The sequence below is a fragment of the Amycolatopsis solani genome (assembly GCF_033441515.1).
GTDB classification, from domain to species: Bacteria; Actinomycetota; Actinomycetes; order Mycobacteriales; family Pseudonocardiaceae; genus Amycolatopsis; species Amycolatopsis solani.
This window is the reverse complement of sequence record NZ_JAWQJT010000003.1, coordinates 144119-162782: the sequence shown is the minus strand read 5'-3', so window position 1 is coordinate 162782 and position 18664 is coordinate 144119. Positions and strand designations below refer to the sequence as shown.

Here is an 18664-nt window from a genome sequence, read left to right as displayed (position 1 = left end):
ACAACTCGGGTACGCTCCTAAGAAAGGGAAGACTTTCTTACGGGGGTAGGACATGCCGACCGAAGTGCTGATCGCCGGGTCCGGCCCGACCGGGCTCACGCTGGCCTGCGAACTCGCTCGTGGCGGCGTCCCGTTCCGCCTGGTCGAGGCCGCCCCGGGTCCGCGGCCGGGCTCGCGCGGCAAGGGAGTTCAGCCGCGCACGCTCGAGGTGTTCGACGACCTCGGGGTCGTCGACCGCGTGCTCGCCCACGGCCGCCTGGCCATGCCGATCCGGTCGACCGCGCCCGGCGGCGACGTGACGCTGAGCGGTGCCGGGCCACTGCCGGAGCATCCCGGCATCCCGTACCCGGCCGGCCTGATCACGCCCGAATGGCGGGTCGAGGAAGCACTACGGCTGCGCCTGGGGGAACTCGGCGGCGAGGTCGAGTTCGGCACCGCGCTCGAGACGTTCGAGCAGTCGGCCGATGGCGTAACGGCGGTGCTCGTCAAGGATGGCGGGACCGAGACGGTCACCGCGCGATGGCTGGCCGGGTGCGACGGCGGCCACAGCGTCGTCCGCAAGCGGGCCGGGATCCCGTTCGAGGGCGAGACCCGCGAGGAGGTGCGGATGCTCGTCGCCGACGTCCGCGTCGACGGCCTCGACCGCGACGCCTGGCACATGTGGGGGCACGCCGAAGGACTCGTCACCCTCTGCCCGCTGCCGTCGACCGACCTCTTCCAGTACCAAGCGAGCCTCGCGCCCGGCCAGGATCCCGGGCTCGGCCTCGCGAACCTGCAGGCGGTCCTCGAACGGCGGAGCGGCCGCACCGACGTCCGCGTCCACGAGCCGGAGTGGTCGTCGCTGTGGCGCGCCAACGTCCGGCTCGCCGCCCGCTACCGCGAAGGCCGCGTGTTCCTCGCCGGCGACGCCGCGCACATCCACTCGCCCGCCGGCGGGCAGGGCATGAACACCGGCATCCATGACGCGCACAATCTCGGCTGGAAGCTCGCGATGGGCGCCTCGCCGGTGCTGCTCGACAGCTACGAGGCCGAACGCCGGCCGGTCGCCGCGGACGTGCTCGCGCTTTCGGACGCCCGCCTCGCGGAGGCGGCTGAGCGGAAGAGCATCCCGATCCGCCGGGACGCCCGGACGGCGCAGCTGGCCGTCACCTACCGCGGCTCGGTGCTGGCCCGCGACGACCGCGGCGAAACGGCCGGGCTGCGCGCCGGTGACCGGGCCCCAGACGCGGCCGGTCTGTCGACAGTGGACGGTGACCGCCGGCTGTTCGACCTGACCCGCGGCGGCCGCTTCACGGTGCTGGACTTCGGAACCGCGGCCGTGCCCGCCGGCCCGCGGACGTTCCGCGTCGTGGCGCGACCGGGCGGTGCCGGCGAAATCGCCGACACCGCCGGTCAGTTGGCCGCCGCCTACGGTGCGACCGAGCGCACGCTCGTGCTGATCCGCCCCGACGGCTACGTCGGCCTGATCTCCGACGCGGGTGACGGCGAGGCGGTGGCGGCCTACCTCGCCGCGCTCGGCTAGCCGAAGTTCACGTCACTGCACCACATGTACGTCTGGTCGAGGTGCGAGGCCTGCCAGATGGTGAAGACGACGTGGCGACCCCGGTACGATCCCGGCGTCTGGACGTTGAACGTGATGTCCTTGGCCGGGGCGTACTTGCCGGTCTGGGTGATGAAGTCGAGGTTGCCCCAGCCGAGGCGCTGGGTGGTGGGGTCGAACCCGTTCTTGCTGATGTAGACGCGGAAGTAGTCGGCGCCGTGGCTGGCCTGGTCGTACAGGTGCATCGAGAAGCTGCTGCCCAGGCTCGTCGCCTTCCACGCGCCGGGGGTGTTGAGGGAGTTGTTGCGGGACAGGGCGTTGCTGCAGAGCTGACCGTCGGGGGTCGAGCCCTGGAAGTTGCCGCCGAGCCCGTCCCGCAGCGCGCTCATCCAGTTCCACATCGTGTCGGCGTTGGCCTGGAAAGCCTGCCAGCACATGGGATCCTGCTGCTGCATGGCCGGGTTCGTGTGCTGGCTGCCCCAATCCGTCCAGCACTGGTAGGCGCGGGTGGCGGGGCTGACGATGGTGCCGTGCGCCGACGCTGCCGGGACCCCGACGAACAGTCCGGCCAGCGTGGCGATGATCAGCGCGAGGACGCTCCGCCGTCGGGTGACGGACCTGGAGCTGCTGCACTTGCGCATGGATGGGCCTCCATTCTCGACGATGAGTGGTGGTGCTGATCCATGTGGGAGCGCTCCCAGTGCGGAACGGAGCTTAGCGGCGAATCGGGCAAAGTTCAACCAACAGAGTTGCCGGGTTGTTGGACTGTTCCGCACGGGCCGGGTTGCGTTTGTGTGGCGCATCACACCCCGAGTGCACTTGATCCACTCGTGGCCGTCTTTCTTCGTGAGAGCACTTCCGGTGAAAAGATCACCGGAAGGGGAGGAGAGATCTCATGAACCGCACCGGAATCGTCCGCACCGCCACCGTGACCGGCGTCGCCGCCGCGCTGAGCCTCGTCGCCGTCGGGCCGGCGCTGGCCGCGCCCGCCGCCGGCCCGGTCACCACTGTCGCCGACCTGAACGGCGATGGGGAGCTGGAGACCGTGACCGCGCAGCAGGTGGGGGACGACCAGCTGATCTCGGCCACGGTGGACGGCGCCTACACCTCGATCCACCTGCCGTCGGACAGCCAGTTCGGCCTCGAAGCCCCGCGGGTGGCCGACCTCAACGGCGACGGCCGCGCCGAGCTGATCGTCACCCGGTCGGTCGGCGCCAACACCACGTTCTTCTCCGCGCTGCACTTCGACGGCCGCAATCTCAGCCCGGTGGTCGGCCCGGACGACCAGCCGTTCTCGCTCGCCGAAGGCGGTGGCGTCGCCGCCCACCTGGGCTACACGTGCACGCCGTTCGAGGGTGGCCGCGCGTTCGTCGTGGTGGCCAGTGAGAACGACGACGTCAGCCGCCCGGCCGAGCGGTTCACCTACTCGGGTACCCGCACCACCTACACCCTGCGCGACGGGGCGTTGAGCGTCCAGGAGTCGGCGCCGATCACCGCGCGGCCCGCGAACGACCCGCTGCTCGCGGTGGACGCGGCCGGCTGCGCCTGACCCGTTCCTTTCTCGTATGCCGTACGATATCGTACGGCATACGAGAAGGGGAGTGCGATGACGATCTTGGTGACGGGCGCGACCGGCAGCGTGGGACGCCTGGTGGTCGACGAACTGCTGGCCACGGGGGTGCCGGTGCGCGCGCTGACCGTCGACCCCGCGCGGGCGAAGCTGCCGCCGGAGGCCGAGGTGGTGGTGGGTTCGCTGGCCAGGCCCTCGACGCTGCCCGCGGCGCTCAAGGGGGTCGACGCGGTCTACCTGGCGCCGATGGCGCGGACCGTGCGGCGGTTCTGCGAGCTCGCGGCCGACGCCGGCGTCGAGCGGGTGGTCGCGCTGTCGGGCAGCAGTGTCGGGGACGGCCACGAGGGCTCCAGTGGCAACGAGTACGCCGCCGTCGAGGCCGCGGTGCGGGAGGCGGGCTTCGCCTGGACCTTCCTGCGGCCCGGGGTGTTCATGAACAACACGCTCGACTGGGCGGACATGGTCCGCGCGGGCGAGGTCTGGATGGCTTACGGCGACGCCACGCAGACGCCGATCGACCTGGGCGACATCGCGGCCGTGGCGGCCCGGGTGTGCACTTCGGACGGACACATCGGAGCCACGCACGTCCTCAGTGGACCGGAAGCGATCAGCCTGCGCGGGCAGGTCGCGACGCTGGGATCGGTGCTGGGCAAGGAAATCCGCTTCCACGAACTGACCCGTGACGAACAGCGCGAGCAGTGGGTCGGCTTCGGCATCCCGGAAGCGGCCGTCGACTGGCTGCTCGACGGCTTCGAGGAGACGCTGCGGCACCCGCAGGCGCCGACCGGCGTCGTCGAGGAACTGCTCGGCCGCCCCGGGACGACGTACGCGGAATGGGCCGCCGCGCGGCGGGAGGTCTTCGCCTAGACGCGCGTGCGGGTCATCCCGGCCAGGCCCAGCAGAGGGAGCACGCCGGCGAAGACGACGACCGCCGTCCAGCCGCCGAGGTGGTAGGCGATCGAGCCCGCCTGGGAGCCGATCGCGCCGCCGATGAAGAACGTGCCCAGGTAGACGCTGTTGACCCGGGCGCGGGCGGACGGGTCGAGCTGGTAGATCACGTGCTGGCCGGTGACCAGCGTGGTCTGGACCGCCATGTCGACGGCGATCGCGGCGATCGCCAGCAGGACGACGCTGTGCGCGCCGAACCCGGCGAGCGCGAAGGCCGCCGCGCAGAGCACGAAGGCGCCCGCGGTGAGCCGCCGGCCGTGGCCGTGGTCCGACCACCGCCCGGCCAGCGGCGCCACCGCGGCGCCCGCCGCACCGGCCAGCGCGAACAGGCCGACGCCGAGCTGGCTGTAGTCGAACGGCGGCGCGGTCAGCACGAAGGCGATGGTCGTCCAGAACGCGCTGAAGGCACCGAACATCGCCGACTGGTACAGCGCGCGGTGGCGCAGTGCCGGGTGCTTCTTCCACATAGCCAGCGTCGAGCGGATCAACTGTCCGTAGTGGACGTCGGTCTTGGGTGCCCGCCGCGGCAGGGAAAACCGCAGCACGACGGCGAGCGCGGCCATCGCCGCCGCCGAGATGAGGAACACGACGCGCCAGTTCGTGACCTCGGCCAGGAAGCTGGCGACCACGCGCGAGAGCAGGATGCCGAAGAGCAGCCCGCTCACGACGCGCCCGACGATCCGGCCGCGGATGTCGTCGGGGGAGAGGTCGGCGGCGAACGGGATGAGGATCTGCACGACGACCGACGTGGCCCCGACGAGCAGGGAAGCGATCAGCAGCACGGCGAACCCGGGCGCGACGCCGGTGACGACCAGGCCGGCGCAGGCGACGGCGAGCAGCGTCGCGACGAGCCCCCGGTTCTCGAGCCGGTCCCCGAGCGGCACGAGCAGCACCATCCCGGCGGCGTACCCGATCTGGGTGGCGGTGACGACCCCGCCGGCGGCGGCTTCGCCCACCCCGAACGTCCCGCGCAGCTCCGCGAGCAGCGGCTGGGCGTAGTAGAGGTTGGCGACCGTCAGTCCACAGGAGACGGCCAGCAGCAGCACCAGCCACCCGGGCGGCGCCTGCTGCTTGGTGTCGGTCATGCGTGCCCCCAGGAGCGTGGAACCGGTTTGATCGGTTCCCGACGGTACCAGTCAAACCGGTTCCGGCGTACTGTGACCCGTATGACGGAACGCTTCCGCTCGGGCGCGGGCAGGCTGTGCCTCGACTTCGTCCGCACGCTGCGCTACCGCGGCACGCCCGCGGAGACGGAGGAGCTCTTGGACGCGGCGGCGTGGGGAGCGTGGATCGACCAGCTGGGCCCGTTTTCCTCGCCGGTCCGTCCGGCCGGTGCCGACGACGCCCGGGTTGCACGGGAGGCGATCCACGAGCTGCTCACCGGCTCCCTGCGGCCGGCCTCCCGCCAGCGCCTCAACCGGTTCGCGGCGCTGCCGGTCCCGGCGCCTTCGCTGACGCCGTCGGGCGAAGTGCGCTGGCAGGCTGAAAACCCCGCGGCGGCGATGCTGGCCCTGCTGTCCCGGGACGCACTGGACCTGGCGACGTCGCGCGAGTTCGACCGGGTCCGCCGCTGCGCGGGCCCGGCGTGCGGCGCGCTGTTCCTGGACACGTCGAGGCCGGGCACGCGCCGGTGGTGCTCGATGGAGATCTGCGGCAACCAGGCCAAGAAGTCGACTTATCGCGCCAAGGAGGGGGCGCGGGGTTAGCGCCCCAAGGTGGCCTTCGGTGCGTCTCACGCACCCAAGGCGGCCTTCGGTGCGTGAGACGCAACCAAGGCCGCCTTGGGGCGCTTGGGACCGGGGTCAGTTGAGCGCCGCGTCCAGGGTGATCGTCGTGCCCGCCAGTGCCTTCGACACCGGGCACGTCTTCTCCGCCGTCTCGGCGTACTCCGCGAACTGCTCCGCCGTCACGCCCTCGATCGAAGCGCGCAGCGTGATCGCGATGCCGCTGATCTCGAAGCCGCCGCCGGAGGCTGGGCCGAGCGTCACCTCGGCGCTCACGTCGATCGAATCCGCCGTCAGCTTCTGAGCCTCCAGCACGCCCGACAGGTTCATCGCCAGGCACGACGAGTGCGCCGCCGCGATGAGTTCCTCGGGGCTCGTCTGGCCGTCCGGGTTGCCCGCGCGGGTCGGGAACGACACGGAGAACGTGCCGGCGTTGGACGAGTCCAGGGTGACCTCGCCCTTCCCGTTCTGCAGTCCGCCGACCCAGTGGGTGGTCGCGTCACGGCTGGGCATCAGGGCCTCCATGTGAGTAGGCGGTGGCCGACGCTGTCAGCCGCCGCAGGGTTTCGATCAGTTGGCGCCGCGAAACGTCGTCGAGGCCCAGTGCGCAGCCGATGGCCGACGGGACGCCCGCCGCGCGGGTGCGCGTCGTACGGCCCTGCTCGGTCAGGCTGACCACCACGGTCCGTTCGTCCTCGGGCAGGCGTGCCCGCGTGACCAGCCCGTTGGCCTCGAGTCGCTTGAGCAGCGGGGAAAGCGTGCCGTAGTCCAGGTGCAGCGCCTCGCCGATCTCCTTGACCGGCCGGGCGTCGGACTCCCACAGCACCAGCAGCACCAGGTACTGCGGGTAGGTGAGCCCCAGCTCGCCGAGCAGGGGACGGTAGGTGTCCGTCACCGCGCGCGACGCCGCGTAGAGCGCGAAGCAGGCTTGCTCGTCCAACAGGAACTCATCCGGCACACCCAGGAACCTAGCCCACGATTACATCGCGCGCAAGGTATTCGACGAAACTGTCGGACCCCTCTGGCAGAGTCACCGCCATGACCGAACGACCCCAGCGCCCGGAAGTCCCGCTCACCGGCGGCGAGCGCGAAATCCTGACCGGACTGCTCGACTACCACCGCGCCACCGTCGCGTGGAAGTCCGGCGGGCTCACCGAAGCGCAAGCCCGCCAGGTCCACCTGCCGAGCGAGCTGACCACCGTCGCCGGCCTGATCGCCCACCTCACGCTCAACGAGTGGTTCTGGTTCGCCGTCGTCGTCGACGGCGAGGAGGACACCTGGGAGGCCAAGCTCGAGCAGGACCCGGACGCCGAGTTCCGGGTCCCGCCCGGGACCACCGTCGAAACGCTGCTCGCCGACTACGAAAAGCAGTGCGCCCGCAGCCGCCAAATCGTCGCCGCACACGGCTTCGACGACGAAGTCACGCACAAGCACGAGACCTTCAACGTCCGCTGGGTGCTCACGCACATGATCGAGGAGACCGCCCGGCACGTCGGCCACCTCGACGTCCTGCGCGAGCTGACCGACGGCCTCACCGGGGAGTGACCTTCTTGGGCGGCAGCGGGAAGAACCCGCTGGTCCGCTCGACGTAGTGCGCGTACGCCGGGCGCGTGCGCGCCATGCCCTTCTCCAGCATGGGTTTCCCGGTGCCGCGGGCCAGGGTGAACGTCATCGCGATGGGGGAGAGGATGGTGAGCGCCCCCGGCCACGTCGAGCAGGCCAGCAGGTAGAGGCCCCACCACACGCACGCGTCGCCGAAGTAGTTCGGGTGCCGCGTGTAGCGCCACAACCCCGTGTCGAGCACCTTGCCCTTGTTCGACGGGTCGGCCTTGAAGCGGCGCAGCTGGTCGTCGCCGACCGTCTCGAACCCGAAGCCGACCAGCCACACGGCGATGCCCAGCCAGCCCAGGACGCCGATCCCGGTCCCGTCCACCGCGAACTGCACCGGCAGGGAGACGAAGTACAGCACCACGGCCTGGAACAGGTAGATCCGCACGAACATCTTGAGCGGCCCGTAGCCCATCCGCGCGTACCGCGGGTCCTCGGGCAGCTTGTGGTTGCGCAGGTGCAGGTGCACCGAGAGCCGCACGCCCCAGACCACCGTCAGGAGGACCACCACGAGCCGCAGGGAGAGCGGGCCGTCGCCGAACGGGAACGCCGCGACCGCGACGATCGCGAACCCGAGCCCCCAGAACGTGTCGATCGTGTCGTAGCGCTTGCGCGCCCGCGCGATCCCGAAGGTCACGACCACCGCCACCAGCGTGACGGCGGCCGTGACGAGCAGCTGCGTCATCGGAGCCACTCCCGCGTCGCCGGCATCCCGCTGACGCCGTGCTCGTCCGGCCGCACGCTCAGGATCTGGTCCACACCCATCCGGTTCTCCTCGAACGCCAGTGCCCCGCCCACCAGGTACAGCCGCCAGACCCGCGCCCCGGTCTCACCGATCAGCGCGACGACGTCCGCCCAGTTCTCCTCCAGGGTGTCGGCCCACGCCCGGACCGTCCAGACGTAGTGCTCGCGCATCGCGTGCACGTCCCGGACCTCCAGGCCCGCGTTCTCCAGGTGGTCGACGGTCCGGCCGACCGGGCGCATGGTCATGTCGGGGGCGATGTACCGCTCGATGAACGCGCCGCCGCCGGGGGCGACGTTCCCCCGCGACATCTGCTGGATCAGCACCCGGCCACCGGGCTTGACCATCTTGTGCAGCGTCGCCGCGTACGTCGGGTAGTTGATCTCGCCGACGTGCTCGCCCATCTCGATCGACGCGACCGCGTCGAACGGCGCGTCCGGCAGCTCGCGGTAGTCCTGACGGCGGACCTCGACGCGGTCTTCGAGGTCGTGCTGGGCGAGCCGGGCGCGGATGTGCTGCAGCTGCTCGCCCGAGAGCGTGATGCCGACGGCGTGCACCCCGTGGTGCTTGGCCGCGTGGACCAGCAGCGAGCCCCAGCCGCAGCCGATGTCGAGCAGCCGCATGCCGGGGCGCAGGCCCAGCTTGCGGCAGATCATCTCCAGCTTGTCGTGCTGCGCCTCTTCGAGGCTCTGCGACTCGGAGGTGAAGTACGCGCTGGAGTAGGCCATCGACTCGTCCATGAGCAGCTGGTAGAAGGCGTTGCTCAGGTCGTAGTGGTGCGCGATGGCGGACTTGTCGCGCAGCAGGCTGTGCAGCTTGCCGGTGAGCCGCGCCTCCTCGGCGGGCGGCTTCGGCGGCGGCCCGACGACGCCGAGCGACGCGGCGAGCTTGACGGCCTCCGCCCAGTCGCGCGGGCCGAGCTTCACCCGGTTCAGCTCCCCCGAGCGGGTGAGGGCCCAGATCCGGCGGAAGCCGTCCGCCAGGTCTCCTTCGACGTCGAGGTCACCGGTGACGTAGGCGCGGGCGAGACCCAGCTCACCCGGCGCGAAGAGCAGGCGGCGCAGGGCACGGCGGTTGCGGAGGACGACGGTGGGCGCGTCTACTGGGCCGGCCTGGCTTCCGTCCCAGGTCCGCAGGCCCACGGGGAGCTGCCCGCCGAGGAGTTTTTCGGCGAACGAGGCGAGGCGGTGCGCGGTGCTGTTCGGCATGTCCGGGATTCGCTCTCCCCTGCGTGGTGGATTGGTGCCGGCTTCATCCAATCCACCTGCGAGCCGGCGGCGAAGTACCGGTGTGGAGATCACGGGAGAACGCATCGCCGTCATCGGCAGCGGGGTGGCCGGGCTGACGGCGGCATACCTGCTGCAACGCAAGCACGAGGTCCTGCTGTTCGAATCCGACGACCGGCTCGGCGGGCACGCGCACACCCACGACGTGCCCAGCGCCCACGGCGGCACCATCGGCGTGGACTCGGGGTTCATCGTCCACAACGAGCGCACCTACCCGACGCTGCTGAAGCTGTTCGGGGAGCTCGGCGTGCGCACCCGCGACACCGAGATGTCGATGAGCATCCGGTGCGACGGCTGCGGCCTGCAGTACGCCGGCGCGAAGGGGCTGGCCGGCCTGTTCGCCCAGCGCGGCAACCTCGCGCGGCCCCGCTACCTGCGGATGCTGGCCGAGGTGAAGAAGTTCCACCGGCACGCGAAGCGGCTGCTCGACGCGACGGACGCCGGCGATGTGACGCTCGGCGCGTTCCTCGCCATCGGCGGCTACACCCGCTACTTCACCGACCACTTCATGCTGCCGCTGGTCTCGACCGTCTGGTCGGCCGACCGCAGCGACACGCTGCGCTACCCGGCCCGCTACCTGTTCGAGTTCCTCCGCAACCACGGCATGCTGAGCGTCAAGAACTCGCCGGCCTGGCGGACCGTCGTCGGCGGGTCCCGCGAATACGTCGAACGCGCGGCCAAGCAGCTCACCGCCGTGCACCTCTCCACGCCGGTGCGGTCGGTGCTGCGCACCGCGGGCGGCGTCGAGGTCCGTGACGACGCGGACACCCCGCACCGCGTGGACAAGGTCGTCATCGCCACCCACGCCGACCAGGCACTCGCCCTGCTGGGCAACCCGACCGCCGCCGAGCGCGAGGTGCTCGGCGCGTTCCGCTACTCGGCGAACGAGGCCTGGCTGCACACCGACACGAGCGTCTTGCCGTCGCTGGCCGACGCCCGCGCGGGCTGGAACTACCGGGCGCCGGTGTGCGGCGCCCCGACCGGCGCGGTCCAGGTCAGCTACGACATGAACCGCCTGATGCGACTGGACGAGCCGACCGGCTACGTCGTCACGCTCAACCCGCGGGAAGGCACCGACCGGGAGGCCCTGGTCGCCAAGATGCACTACGAGCACCCGGTCTACACGCCGGAATCCGTTGCGGCGCAACGCCGGCTGCCCGAGCTCAACGACGGCGTGTTCGCCTACGCCGGCGCCTACCACGGCTGGGGCTTCCACGAGGACGGCTGTGCTTCGGGGGCCCGCGCCGCCGAAAGCCTGGGAGTGGCCTGGTGACCAACGCGCTCTACGACGCCACGGTCGCGCACGTGCGGCGGATCGACCCGCCGCACTCCTTCGCGCACCGCGTGTACCTGTGGCTGGTGGACCTGGACGCGCCGCCGCGGCTGCCGTGGTGGCTGCGGCCGTTCGCCCGGTTCGACCGCCGCGACCACTTCGTGGCGTCCGACCCGCGCGGGATCCGGGAGAAGCTGGACGCCTGGCTCGCCGAGCGCGACGTCGACCTGCGCGGCGGCAAGGTCGTCATGCTGGCCGCCGCGCGCGTGCTCGGGTACGTCTTCAACCCGATCAGCGTCTACTGGTGCCACGACGCCGACGGCGCGCTCGCGTGCGTCGTGGCCGAGGTGCACAACACCTACGGCGGCCGGCACGCCTACCTGCTGCGCCCCGACGAGGCGGGCCTCGCCCGCGCGGCCAAGGAGTTCTACGTCTCGCCGTTCCAGGAGATGGACGGCGAGTACCGGATGCGCCTGCCGCACCCGGAAGCGCTGCTCGACCTCACGGTCGCGTTGCGCCGCGGGAGTTCGACGCCGCTGGTCGCTACGCTTCGGGGAGTCCGCCGCCCGGTGGACCCGCGGTGGCTGGCCCGGCTCGTGCTCGCCCGGCCGCTGCTGCCGCAGCGGGTGTCCGCGCTCATCCGCCGCCACGGCGTCGCGCTGTGGCTGCGCAAGGCGCCGGTCATCGCGCGCACCCCGCAGAACGCCGGAGGACAGCTGCATGGATGAGCCGGCCCGCCAGCGCCACATCGCGCCGGTGCCCGCCGAAGCCCCGGCGGGCCCGACGGCCGAAGAGCTGATGGTGCGCGTCGCCAAGGGCGACGAGCGGGCCTTCGAGCTGCTCTACGACCAGTTCGCGGGCCCCATCTTCGGGCTCGTCCGGCGGATCGTGCGTGACGCGGCCCAGTCCGAAGAGGTCGCCCAAGAGGTCCTCGTCGAGCTGTGGCGCACCGCGACGCGGTACGCGCCGGAGAAGGGGTCCGCGCTGAACTGGGCGATGACGCTGGCGCACCGCCGCGCGGTCGACCGGGTCCGCTCCGCGCGAGCCAGCACCGAACGCGAGCAGAAGGCGACCTTCGAAGCCGCCCGCGGCCGACCCTTCGACGAGGTCGCCGAGTCCGTCACCGCGCGGCTCGAACGCTCCCAGGTGCGCAAGTGCCTGTCCTTCCTGACCGAGCTGCAGCGCGAGTCCGTGCTGCTCGCCTACTACCAGGGCTATACGTATCGCGAGGTGGCCGAAGTGCTGTCGACGCCGCAAGGAACCGTCAAGACGCGGCTGCGGGACGGGCTGATCCGCCTGCGGGACTGCCTGGGGGTGACCGCGTGAGCACGCCGGAGATGCACACCCTGGCCGGCGCCTTCGCGCTCGACGCCGTCAACGACGTCGAGCGCGCGGAGTTCGCCCGCCACCTCGAGCAGTGCGAGTCGTGCGCGCAGGAGGTCGCCGAGCTGCGCGCGACCGCGGCCCGCCTCGGCGCGGCGATGGCCGAGGAGCCGCCGCCGGAGTTCAAGGACCGCGTCATGACCGCCATGCACGCCACCCGCCAGCTGCCGCCGCGCACGCGGCCCGGCTCCCCCGAGCGGTCCCGCCGCTCGGCGCGGGCGCCCCGGTGGGCGGTCTTCATCGCCGCCGCGGCCGCCGTCGTGGGGCTCGCCGCGGGCGGCGTGTTCGGCGGCATCGCGCTCACCCAGCAGCAGGAGCTCCAGTCCGCGCAGACCCGGCTCGACCAGGCCCGGGACCGCTACGAGCCGGTGGCGGCGCTGCTCGCCGCGCCGGACTCGAAGACCGCGCACGGCGAAGCGCCCGGCGGCGGCGGGGTGACGGTCATCCTGTCGAAGTCGCTCGACCGCGTGATGGTGATGGACGCCGGGCTGCCGGCGCAGCCGGGCGGGAAGGTCTACGAAGCCTGGCTGATCACCGGCACGGGCGCGCCGCGCTCGGCCGGGGTGATCGCCGCCGACGACGGCGGCCTGGTCGTGGCCCAGGGGATCGGGAACGCCGACCACCTCGCGGTGAGCGTCGAGCAGGCGGGCGGATCGCCCAGCGGGGCGCCCACCGACGTGCTCATGAGCATGCCCGCGCCGGCCTGATCGAGCGCCATAGCAGACCGGGCTCCGGCGGTGCTCGCGGCTCCTCGCTCTTGCGCGCTCGAACGTGTTGTGGCAAAACACCTTTGCGACACACGGCGTGCCTACTGGATTAGAGGCTGCCTGGTGCCTACCGTCCTGCCTAACGTCGGCAGTTGACATAACTCTCACTCTGCGGTTCAGGGTGAGAGTCGATCACCGGCCGGCGGGCTGTACGGGCACAACGATCAGGAAGGCGGACTTCGATGACGCCCCCGCACAACTACCTTGCGGTGATCAAGGTGGTCGGCATCGGCGGTGGCGGCGTGAACGCCGTGAACCGCATGATCGAGGTCGGCCTCAAGGGTGTCGAGTTCATCGCGGTGAACACCGACGCCCAGGCACTGCTCATGTCCGACGCCGACGTCAAGCTGGACATCGGCCGCGAACTCACCCGGGGCCTCGGCGCGGGCGCCGCCCCCGAGGTCGGCCAGAAGGCCGCCGAAGACCACCGTGAAGAGATCGAAGAGGTCATCAAGGGCGCCGACATGGTGTTCGTGACGGCCGGCGAAGGCGGCGGCACCGGCACCGGTGGCGCCCCGGTCGTGGCGCAGATCGCCCGCAAGCTGGGCGCGCTGACCATCGGCGTCGTGACGCGCCCGTTCACCTTCGAGGGCAAGCGCCGCGGCAAGCAGGCCGAGGACGGCATCCAGTCGCTGCGCAACGAGTGCGACACCCTCATCGTGATCCCGAACGACCGCCTGCTGCAGCTCGGCGACATCGGCGTCTCGCTGATGGACGCGTTCCGCTCCGCGGACGAGGTGCTGCTGTCCGGTGTCCAGGGCATCACCGACCTGATCACCACCCCGGGCCTGATCAACCTCGACTTCGCCGACGTCAAGAGCGTGATGTCCGGCGCGGGCTCGGCGTTGATGGGAATAGGGTCCGCACGCGGTGAAGGCAGGGCCATCCAGGCGGCCGAGAAGGCGATCAACTCGCCGCTCCTCGAGGCCTCCATGGACGGTGCGCACGGCGCGCTGCTTTCGATCGCGGGTGGTTCGGACCTGGGCCTGTTCGAGATCAACGAGGCCGCGTCGCTGGTGCAGGAGTCCGCGCACCCGGACGCCAACATCATCTTCGGCACGATCATCGACGACTCCCTCGGCGACGAGGTCCGCGTCACGGTGATCGCGGCCGGGTTCGACGCCGGCGCGCCGACGCACAAGAAGCTCGACCCGTCGACCTTCGGCTCCGGCTCGCGCCAGTCGTCGACGACCGCGTCGGCCTCGGCCGGCCAGGTCTCGAACCCGCCGTCCTCGCAGCCGGGCGCCACCCCGGTGCCGTCCGCGGGCGGCTCCGGCTACCCGGTGGCGCCGCCGCGGTCGCACTCGCCGCTGCCGTCGGCGACCGGCGGACAGCCGTCCGGCGGTCTCCCGCAGCCCGGCGGCGGCTCGCGCGGCTACTCGCCGATCGGCTCCAACCCGACCCAGGGCAGCCTGCCCGGGCGCGCGATGCCGGTCCACGACGACCCGTCGGACGACGAGGTCGACGTCCCGCCGTTCATGCGGCGCTAGTCACTGGTCCGTGAAGGCCTCCTTACCGGCTCTTAAGGCCGGTAAGGAGGCCTTCACGGCGTTTGGGAGGATGCAGGTATGCGGGTTCGGCGAGTGGTGACGACCAGGGCGGGCGGCGCGTCGCGGCCCCCGTACGACACGTTCAACCTGGGGGACCACGTCGGCGACGACGAGGGGAACGTCTACGCCAACCGCAAGCGCCTCGCGGCCGAGCTGGGCCTGGCCGAGGACAAGCTGGCGTGGATGGAGCAGGTCCACGGCCGCACGGCGACCACTGTGGACGGCACGGAGACCCAAGCCGCCGAGGCGACCGACGCGCTGGTGACCGCGACCCCGGGGGTCGCGCTCGTCGTGCTGGTCGCCGACTGCGTGCCCATCCTGCTGGCCGACGCCGAGGCCGGCGTGGTTTCGGCGGTGCACGCGGGCCGCGTCGGCACGCGCGTGGGCGTCGTCCCGGCGGCGGTGGCCGCGATGCGGGAGGCGGGTGCCGAGACCGGCCGGATCGAAGCCCTGCTCGGCCCGGCCATCTGCGGCGACTGCTACGAGGTCCCCGCCGAAATGGCCGCCGACGTCGAGAAGCACGTCCCCGGCAGCGCGTGCAAGACCCGCAAGGGAACGCCCGGCCTCGACCTGCGCGCCGGGCTCTGGCGCCAGCTCGCCGACCTGGGCGTCGGCAAGATCGGCGTCGACCCGCGGTGCACGAACGAGGACAAGACGCTGTTCAGCTACCGCCGCGACGGCACGACCGGGCGGATCGCGGGCATCACCTGGATCGAGGCATGACCGGCCGCAAGGCCGAGCTGGCCGCGAACCTCGCCGAGGTCGAAGCGCGGATCGCGGCCGCCTGCCGTGCGGCCGGGCGCGCCCGCGACGAGGTCAAGCTGATCGCGGTCACGAAGACCTTCCCCGCGTCCGACGTCGCGCTGCTGGCCGAGCTCGGCGTCACCGACGTCGGTGAGAACCGCGACCAGGACGCCGGCCCGAAAGCTGCCGAAGTGCCGGGGCTGCGCTGGCACATGGTCGGCCGGCTCCAGCGCAACAAGGCACGCTCCGTGATCGGGTGGGCCCACGAAGTCCAGTCCCTCGATTCCGCCCGGCTGGCCGACGCGCTCGCCAAGGCGGTGCGTGCGGCTCAGGACGCCCAGATACGTGACGAACCCCTCGACGTGCTGATCCAGGTCAGCCTCGACGACGACCCCGAGCGCGGGGGCTGCCCCCTCGGCGACCTGGGCGCCCTCGCCGAGCATGTAACCCACATGGGTGAACTGCGGCTTCGTGGGCTGATGGCCGTCGCCCCGCTCGGCGCCGACCCCTCGGCGGCCTTCGAACGCCTCGCTCGCGCGGGGGAGGCGCTCCGCAAAGATCACCCGAATGCCGCAGACGTGTCCGCCGGGATGAGCCATGATCTCGAGCAGGCGATCACGCACGGCTCGACCTGTGTGCGTGTCGGAACCGCGTTGCTCGGTGGACGCGGTTTAGCCTCGCCGTAGGGAGCTCGCGCGGTCGTCACGTTTAGTGGTCGCCCGGGCGGGGCACTGACGGCGTGGAACACGTTGGTGCGGGAGCGGCTAGGGCTAGGGAGAGGCATGAGCGCGCTGCAGAAGCTGAAGGCCTACTTCGGGATGGTGCCTGCTGACGACGACGGTTACGACGCCGAGGACGACTACCGGCGCGGCTACGACGACGAGTACGACTCCTACGAGGAGCCTGCTCCCCGGTCGTCGCGCTCACGCTACCGCGACGTCGACGACACGTACGACGAGCCCGTCAGCCGCAGCCGGTCACGCTCCGTGGCAGCTTCGGAGCCGGCCGTCCACGGTGCGCTCGCGATGGACCGGCAGCCGGAGCCCGTCGCGCGGTTGCGACCGGTCACCGAGCCGGTCGTGCGCCAGCCGGTGCGTGACCCGTTGAGCCGGATCACGACCCTGCACCCGACGAGCTACGCGGAAGCGCGGGCGATCGGGGAGCACTACCGCGAAGGCATCCCGGTGATCATGAACCTCACCGAGATGGAGAACGCGGACGCGAAGCGGCTCGTCGACTTCGCCGCCGGGCTGGCGTTCGCGCTGCGCGGGTCGATGGACAAGGTCACCAACAAGGTGTTCCTTCTCTCACCGCCCGATGTGGACGTGACCGCCGAAGACCGCCGGCGGATCGCCGAGGGGGGATTGTTTTTGCGGGGCTGAAGTCGCGCGGACCGCTGAGCGCAAGCAGACGTGATTTTGTCGACTCGATGCGGCGTCGACCCCCTCAACTGCGTCTTGGGACCGGACGCCCGGTTAGAGTAGGTACGTGGAAGCTGTGTGGCTGGTCGTCTGGTACGTGCTGTTCGCCTTCTGGCTGCTGCTGACGGCGCGGATCGTGGTCGAACTCGTCCGCACGTTCGCGCGTGAGTGGCATCCGGCCGGAGGGGTTGCGGTGACGCTCGAGACCATCTACACAGTGACGGACCCGCCGGTCCGGTTGTTCAGAAGGATCATTCCGATGGTCCGGATCGGCGGCGTCGGACTGGACTTGTCGATTATGGTGCTGCTGTTGGTTGTGTTCTTCGCGATGCAACTGGCGACTCCAAGTTGATCGGGGAAACTTGGGTGGACCCTGCAGGCCATGGAGTGCGTGAGGTGATCTGATGTCGTTGACCCCCGCTGACGTGCATAACGTTGCGTTCAGCAAGCCGCCCATCGGCAAGAGGGGCTACAACGAGGACGAGGTGGACGCGTTCCTCGACCTGGTGGAGACCGAGCTGGCCCGCTTGATCGAAGACAACAACGAGCTGCGCCAGCAGATGGAGCAGCTCGACGCGGAACTCGAGTCGACCCGTGGGGAGCTCGAGAACGCCAAGGCGAACGTCGGCGCCCCCCCGATGCGTGAAGAGCCGTCGCGCCGGCTGGCCCCCGTGCCGCCGCCGCAGTCGGCCATGGAGCAGACGCAGGCGCACTCGATGGTCGGCGACAGCACGGAGCCGAACGTGCAGGCGGCCAAGGTCCTGGGTCTCGCCCAGGAGATGGCCGACCGGCTGACCGCCGAGGCGAAGACCGAGTCCGACGGGATGCTGGCCGAGGCCCGCACCAAGTCCGAGCAGCTGCTTTCGGACGCCCGGGCGAAGTCCGACTCGATGGTGAACGAGGCGCGGACCCGCGTCGACACGATGCTGAACGACGCGCGGACCCGGGCGGAGACCTTGGAGCGCCAGGCGCGCGACAAGGCGACGACGCTGGAGCGCGAGTCGCAGCGCAAGTACACCGAGACGATGAACAGCCTGAACTCCGAGAAGAGCGGGCTGGGCAAGAAGATCGAGGAGCTGCGCACGATCGAGCGGGAGTACCGCACGAGGCTGCGCGGGTTCCTCGAGTCCCAGCTGCGCGAGCTCGACGACCGCGGTTCCGCCGCGCCCGCGTCGGCCTCGTCGGGCTCCGGCCAGACGTCCGGTTCGTCCAGCGGCGGCCAGGGCTACTCGTTCGGCCCGCGCGCCGAAGCCGGCTGAGTTTTCGTTCCGGGCCTACCCCACGGGCACCTGCCGGTGGGGTAGGCCACGGTTCGGAGTCGATCCGGTACGGCACGTGGGTGGGTCGCGGTCCGATCTTGCCCGGTTCGTGTTGTAATGCAGCGTGCTTTACATCGTGCTGGTACTGGTACTGGCGGCTCTGGGGTTGCTCGTATCCGCGCTGATCACCGCTTCTTCGTTGTGGGCGTGGGTTTCCATCGCGCTGTCCGTGCTGGCGGGCCTGCTCCTGGTGGCCGACTGGCTGCGCCGCCGTCGCCGTTCCGCGGCGCCGGAGACCGACGAGCCGGTCGCCGAGAGCGCCGCGGCTGCCGAGCCGGCTCGGGAGACCGAGCCCGACGGGGAACCGGCCGAGGCGGAACAGACCGCCCTGATCCCGGCGGCGGGCGAACTGGGGGATCCGGCGGACACGCCCGAACCCGAGCTCGAATCCGCCGAGCCCGAACCCGCCGCGGAGGAATCCGCCGTGGCGGAATCCGCCGTCGCGGAATCTCCCGTGGCGAAATCCACCGTAGCGAAATCCTCCGTGGCGGACGAAGCCGAGCCGGGTGAGGAGAAGACCCCGGCCGACGACGTCGCCGTCCTGGCGGACCTCGAGGACGAGGTAGTGGTCGTCGACGAGCACCCGCGCTACCACCTCACCACCTGCACCTGGCTGGGCAGCCGCGAGCGCATCCCGATCGGCATCGGCGAAGCCCGCCAGCTCGGCTTCACCCCCTGCTCCCGCTGCGCCCCGGACGCGACCCTGGTCGCCGCCCACCGCTGACCCGAGCCGAGCAAGCTCAGGCGGCGGTCCGGTGCCGTCTTGAATGAGTCATTCAGGACCTCCCA

The 18664-nt window shown here is 71.2% G+C and carries 22 protein-coding genes; 16 read left to right on the top strand and 6 right to left on the bottom strand.

All coding sequences use genetic code 11. From position 1 onward, the window contains the following. Window positions 1-52 precede the first annotated feature (52 nt). Window positions 53-1522, top strand: coding sequence for an FAD-dependent oxidoreductase (locus SD460_RS33940; protein WP_290059402.1), 1470 nt, complete (start codon window positions 53-55; stop codon window positions 1520-1522). Here SD460_RS33940 and SD460_RS33935 read toward each other — a convergent pair. Beyond that, complete coding sequence (locus SD460_RS33935; RefSeq protein WP_290059400.1) at window positions 1519-2181, bottom strand: lytic polysaccharide monooxygenase auxiliary activity family 9 protein; 663 nt, start codon at window positions 2179-2181, stop codon at window positions 1519-1521. The two genes, SD460_RS33940 and SD460_RS33935, sit on opposite strands and share 4 nt — an antisense overlap. A gap of 254 nt (window positions 2182-2435) precedes the next feature. Here SD460_RS33935 and SD460_RS33930 point away from each other — a divergent pair, with 254 nt between their 5' ends. Beyond that, window positions 2436-3089, top strand: a complete 654-nt coding sequence (locus SD460_RS33930; RefSeq protein WP_318307267.1) for an FG-GAP repeat domain-containing protein — start codon at window positions 2436-2438, stop codon at window positions 3087-3089. 57 nt (window positions 3090-3146) lie between these two features. Continuing rightward, on the top strand, window positions 3147-3977 hold the full coding sequence (locus SD460_RS33925) for an NAD(P)H-binding protein (protein WP_318307266.1): 831 nt from the start codon (window positions 3147-3149) through the stop codon (window positions 3975-3977). Here SD460_RS33925 and SD460_RS33920 read toward each other — a convergent pair. Next, window positions 3974-5143 (bottom strand): MFS transporter, encoded by a 1170-nt coding sequence (locus tag SD460_RS33920; RefSeq protein ID WP_318307265.1) that lies wholly within the window; start codon window positions 5141-5143, stop codon window positions 3974-3976. The two genes, SD460_RS33925 and SD460_RS33920, sit on opposite strands and share 4 nt — an antisense overlap. Window positions 5144-5224: 81 nt before the next feature. On the opposite strand from SD460_RS33920, the gene SD460_RS33915 reads away from it, so the two are divergent. Beyond that, complete coding sequence (locus SD460_RS33915) at window positions 5225-5764, top strand: CGNR zinc finger domain-containing protein (RefSeq protein WP_290061806.1); 540 nt, start codon at window positions 5225-5227, stop codon at window positions 5762-5764. A gap of 96 nt (window positions 5765-5860) precedes the next feature. On the opposite strand, the gene SD460_RS33910 is transcribed toward SD460_RS33915, so the two are convergent. Together SD460_RS33910 and SD460_RS33905 are read right to left on the bottom strand one after the other, a co-directional pair. Further along, window positions 5861-6295 carry an OsmC family peroxiredoxin gene (locus SD460_RS33910; RefSeq protein WP_290061807.1) on the bottom strand — a complete coding sequence of 145 codons (435 nt, stop codon included), beginning with the start codon at window positions 6293-6295 and terminating at the stop codon, window positions 5861-5863. After that, entirely contained in the window at window positions 6282-6740 is a 459-nt protein-coding gene (locus SD460_RS33905; RefSeq protein ID WP_290061808.1) for a MarR family winged helix-turn-helix transcriptional regulator, read from the bottom strand. The genes SD460_RS33910 and SD460_RS33905 overlap by 14 nt, the downstream gene beginning before the upstream one ends. Window positions 6741-6820: 80 nt before the next feature. On the opposite strand from SD460_RS33905, the gene SD460_RS33900 reads away from it, so the two are divergent. Beyond that, entirely contained in the window at window positions 6821-7327 is a 507-nt protein-coding gene (locus SD460_RS33900) for a DinB family protein (protein WP_290061809.1), read from the top strand. Here SD460_RS33900 and SD460_RS33895 read toward each other — a convergent pair. Together SD460_RS33895 and SD460_RS33890 are read right to left on the bottom strand one after the other, a co-directional pair. Then, the gene (locus SD460_RS33895) at window positions 7314-8075 is read right to left on the bottom strand and encodes a DUF1295 domain-containing protein (RefSeq protein WP_290061810.1); all 762 of its coding nucleotides are present in this window, start codon (window positions 8073-8075) and stop codon (window positions 7314-7316) included. The genes SD460_RS33900 and SD460_RS33895 overlap by 14 nt on opposite strands. Continuing rightward, on the bottom strand, window positions 8072-9340 hold the full coding sequence (locus tag SD460_RS33890) for an SAM-dependent methyltransferase (RefSeq protein ID WP_290061811.1): 1269 nt from the start codon (window positions 9338-9340) through the stop codon (window positions 8072-8074). Before SD460_RS33890 ends, SD460_RS33895 begins: the two co-directional genes overlap by 4 nt. Window positions 9341-9422: 82 nt before the next feature. Between SD460_RS33890 and SD460_RS33885 the strand changes: the two genes are divergently transcribed. From SD460_RS33885 to SD460_RS33835, 11 genes are all read left to right on the top strand, one after another. After that, the gene (locus SD460_RS33885; protein WP_290061812.1) at window positions 9423-10691 is read left to right on the top strand and encodes an NAD(P)/FAD-dependent oxidoreductase; all 1269 of its coding nucleotides are present in this window, start codon (window positions 9423-9425) and stop codon (window positions 10689-10691) included. Next, window positions 10685-11419 (top strand): DUF1365 domain-containing protein, encoded by a 735-nt coding sequence (locus SD460_RS33880; protein ID WP_318307681.1) that lies wholly within the window; start codon window positions 10685-10687, stop codon window positions 11417-11419. The genes SD460_RS33885 and SD460_RS33880 overlap by 7 nt, the downstream gene beginning before the upstream one ends. Beyond that, entirely contained in the window at window positions 11412-12017 is a 606-nt protein-coding gene (sigK, locus tag SD460_RS33875; RefSeq protein ID WP_290061813.1) for an ECF RNA polymerase sigma factor SigK, read from the top strand. Before SD460_RS33880 ends, sigK begins: the two co-directional genes overlap by 8 nt. Continuing rightward, complete coding sequence (locus tag SD460_RS33870; protein WP_438860860.1) at window positions 12014-12781, top strand: anti-sigma factor; 768 nt, start codon at window positions 12014-12016, stop codon at window positions 12779-12781. Before sigK ends, SD460_RS33870 begins: the two co-directional genes overlap by 4 nt. Before the next feature lie 242 nt (window positions 12782-13023). Further along, on the top strand, window positions 13024-14331 hold the full coding sequence (gene ftsZ, locus SD460_RS33865; protein ID WP_318307264.1) for a cell division protein FtsZ: 1308 nt from the start codon (window positions 13024-13026) through the stop codon (window positions 14329-14331). A 78-nt stretch (window positions 14332-14409) separates the two neighbouring features. Beyond that, window positions 14410-15114, top strand: a complete 705-nt coding sequence (pgeF, locus tag SD460_RS33860; protein ID WP_290058555.1) for a peptidoglycan editing factor PgeF — start codon at window positions 14410-14412, stop codon at window positions 15112-15114. After that, entirely contained in the window at window positions 15111-15821 is a 711-nt protein-coding gene (locus SD460_RS33855) for a YggS family pyridoxal phosphate-dependent enzyme (protein ID WP_290058553.1), read from the top strand. Before pgeF ends, SD460_RS33855 begins: the two co-directional genes overlap by 4 nt. Before the next feature lie 96 nt (window positions 15822-15917). Continuing rightward, entirely contained in the window at window positions 15918-16517 is a 600-nt protein-coding gene (locus tag SD460_RS33850; protein ID WP_290058551.1) for a cell division protein SepF, read from the top strand. A gap of 115 nt (window positions 16518-16632) precedes the next feature. Further along, window positions 16633-16908, top strand: coding sequence for a YggT family protein (locus tag SD460_RS33845; RefSeq protein WP_013224824.1), 276 nt, complete (start codon window positions 16633-16635; stop codon window positions 16906-16908). A gap of 52 nt (window positions 16909-16960) precedes the next feature. Continuing rightward, the gene (gene wag31, locus SD460_RS33840) at window positions 16961-17815 is read left to right on the top strand and encodes a DivIVA-like cell division protein Wag31 (protein WP_290058549.1); all 855 of its coding nucleotides are present in this window, start codon (window positions 16961-16963) and stop codon (window positions 17813-17815) included. A 124-nt stretch (window positions 17816-17939) separates the two neighbouring features. Beyond that, window positions 17940-18599, top strand: a complete 660-nt coding sequence (locus SD460_RS33835; RefSeq protein ID WP_290058547.1) for a hypothetical protein — start codon at window positions 17940-17942, stop codon at window positions 18597-18599. Window positions 18600-18664 lie beyond the last annotated feature (65 nt).

What these genes read in the sequence shown, in the direction of transcription:
- SD460_RS33940 (WP_290059402.1), top strand. Translation starts at nt 53, where the DNA reads ATGCCGACCGAAGTGCTGATCGCCGGGTCCGGCCCGACCGGGCTCACG.
- SD460_RS33935 (WP_290059400.1), bottom strand. Translation starts at nt 2,181, where the DNA reads ATGCGCAAGTGCAGCAGCTCCAGGTCCGTCACCCGACGGCGGAGCGTC.
- SD460_RS33930 (WP_318307267.1), top strand. Translation starts at nt 2,436, where the DNA reads ATGAACCGCACCGGAATCGTCCGCACCGCCACCGTGACCGGCGTCGCC.
- SD460_RS33925 (WP_318307266.1), top strand. Translation starts at nt 3,147, where the DNA reads ATGACGATCTTGGTGACGGGCGCGACCGGCAGCGTGGGACGCCTGGTG.
- SD460_RS33920 (WP_318307265.1), bottom strand. Translation starts at nt 5,143, where the DNA reads ATGACCGACACCAAGCAGCAGGCGCCGCCCGGGTGGCTGGTGCTGCTG.
- SD460_RS33915 (WP_290061806.1), top strand. Translation starts at nt 5,225, where the DNA reads ATGACGGAACGCTTCCGCTCGGGCGCGGGCAGGCTGTGCCTCGACTTC.
- SD460_RS33910 (WP_290061807.1), bottom strand. Translation starts at nt 6,295, where the DNA reads ATGCCCAGCCGTGACGCGACCACCCACTGGGTCGGCGGACTGCAGAAC.
- SD460_RS33900 (WP_290061809.1), top strand. Translation starts at nt 6,821, where the DNA reads ATGACCGAACGACCCCAGCGCCCGGAAGTCCCGCTCACCGGCGGCGAG.
- SD460_RS33895 (WP_290061810.1), bottom strand. Translation starts at nt 8,075, where the DNA reads ATGACGCAGCTGCTCGTCACGGCCGCCGTCACGCTGGTGGCGGTGGTC.
- SD460_RS33890 (WP_290061811.1), bottom strand. Translation starts at nt 9,340, where the DNA reads ATGCCGAACAGCACCGCGCACCGCCTCGCCTCGTTCGCCGAAAAACTC.
- sigK (WP_290061813.1), top strand. Translation starts at nt 11,412, where the DNA reads ATGGATGAGCCGGCCCGCCAGCGCCACATCGCGCCGGTGCCCGCCGAA.
- ftsZ (WP_318307264.1), top strand. Translation starts at nt 13,024, where the DNA reads ATGACGCCCCCGCACAACTACCTTGCGGTGATCAAGGTGGTCGGCATC.
- pgeF (WP_290058555.1), top strand. Translation starts at nt 14,410, where the DNA reads ATGCGGGTTCGGCGAGTGGTGACGACCAGGGCGGGCGGCGCGTCGCGG.
- SD460_RS33855 (WP_290058553.1), top strand. Translation starts at nt 15,111, where the DNA reads ATGACCGGCCGCAAGGCCGAGCTGGCCGCGAACCTCGCCGAGGTCGAA.
- SD460_RS33850 (WP_290058551.1), top strand. Translation starts at nt 15,918, where the DNA reads ATGAGCGCGCTGCAGAAGCTGAAGGCCTACTTCGGGATGGTGCCTGCT.
- wag31 (WP_290058549.1), top strand. Translation starts at nt 16,961, where the DNA reads ATGTCGTTGACCCCCGCTGACGTGCATAACGTTGCGTTCAGCAAGCCG.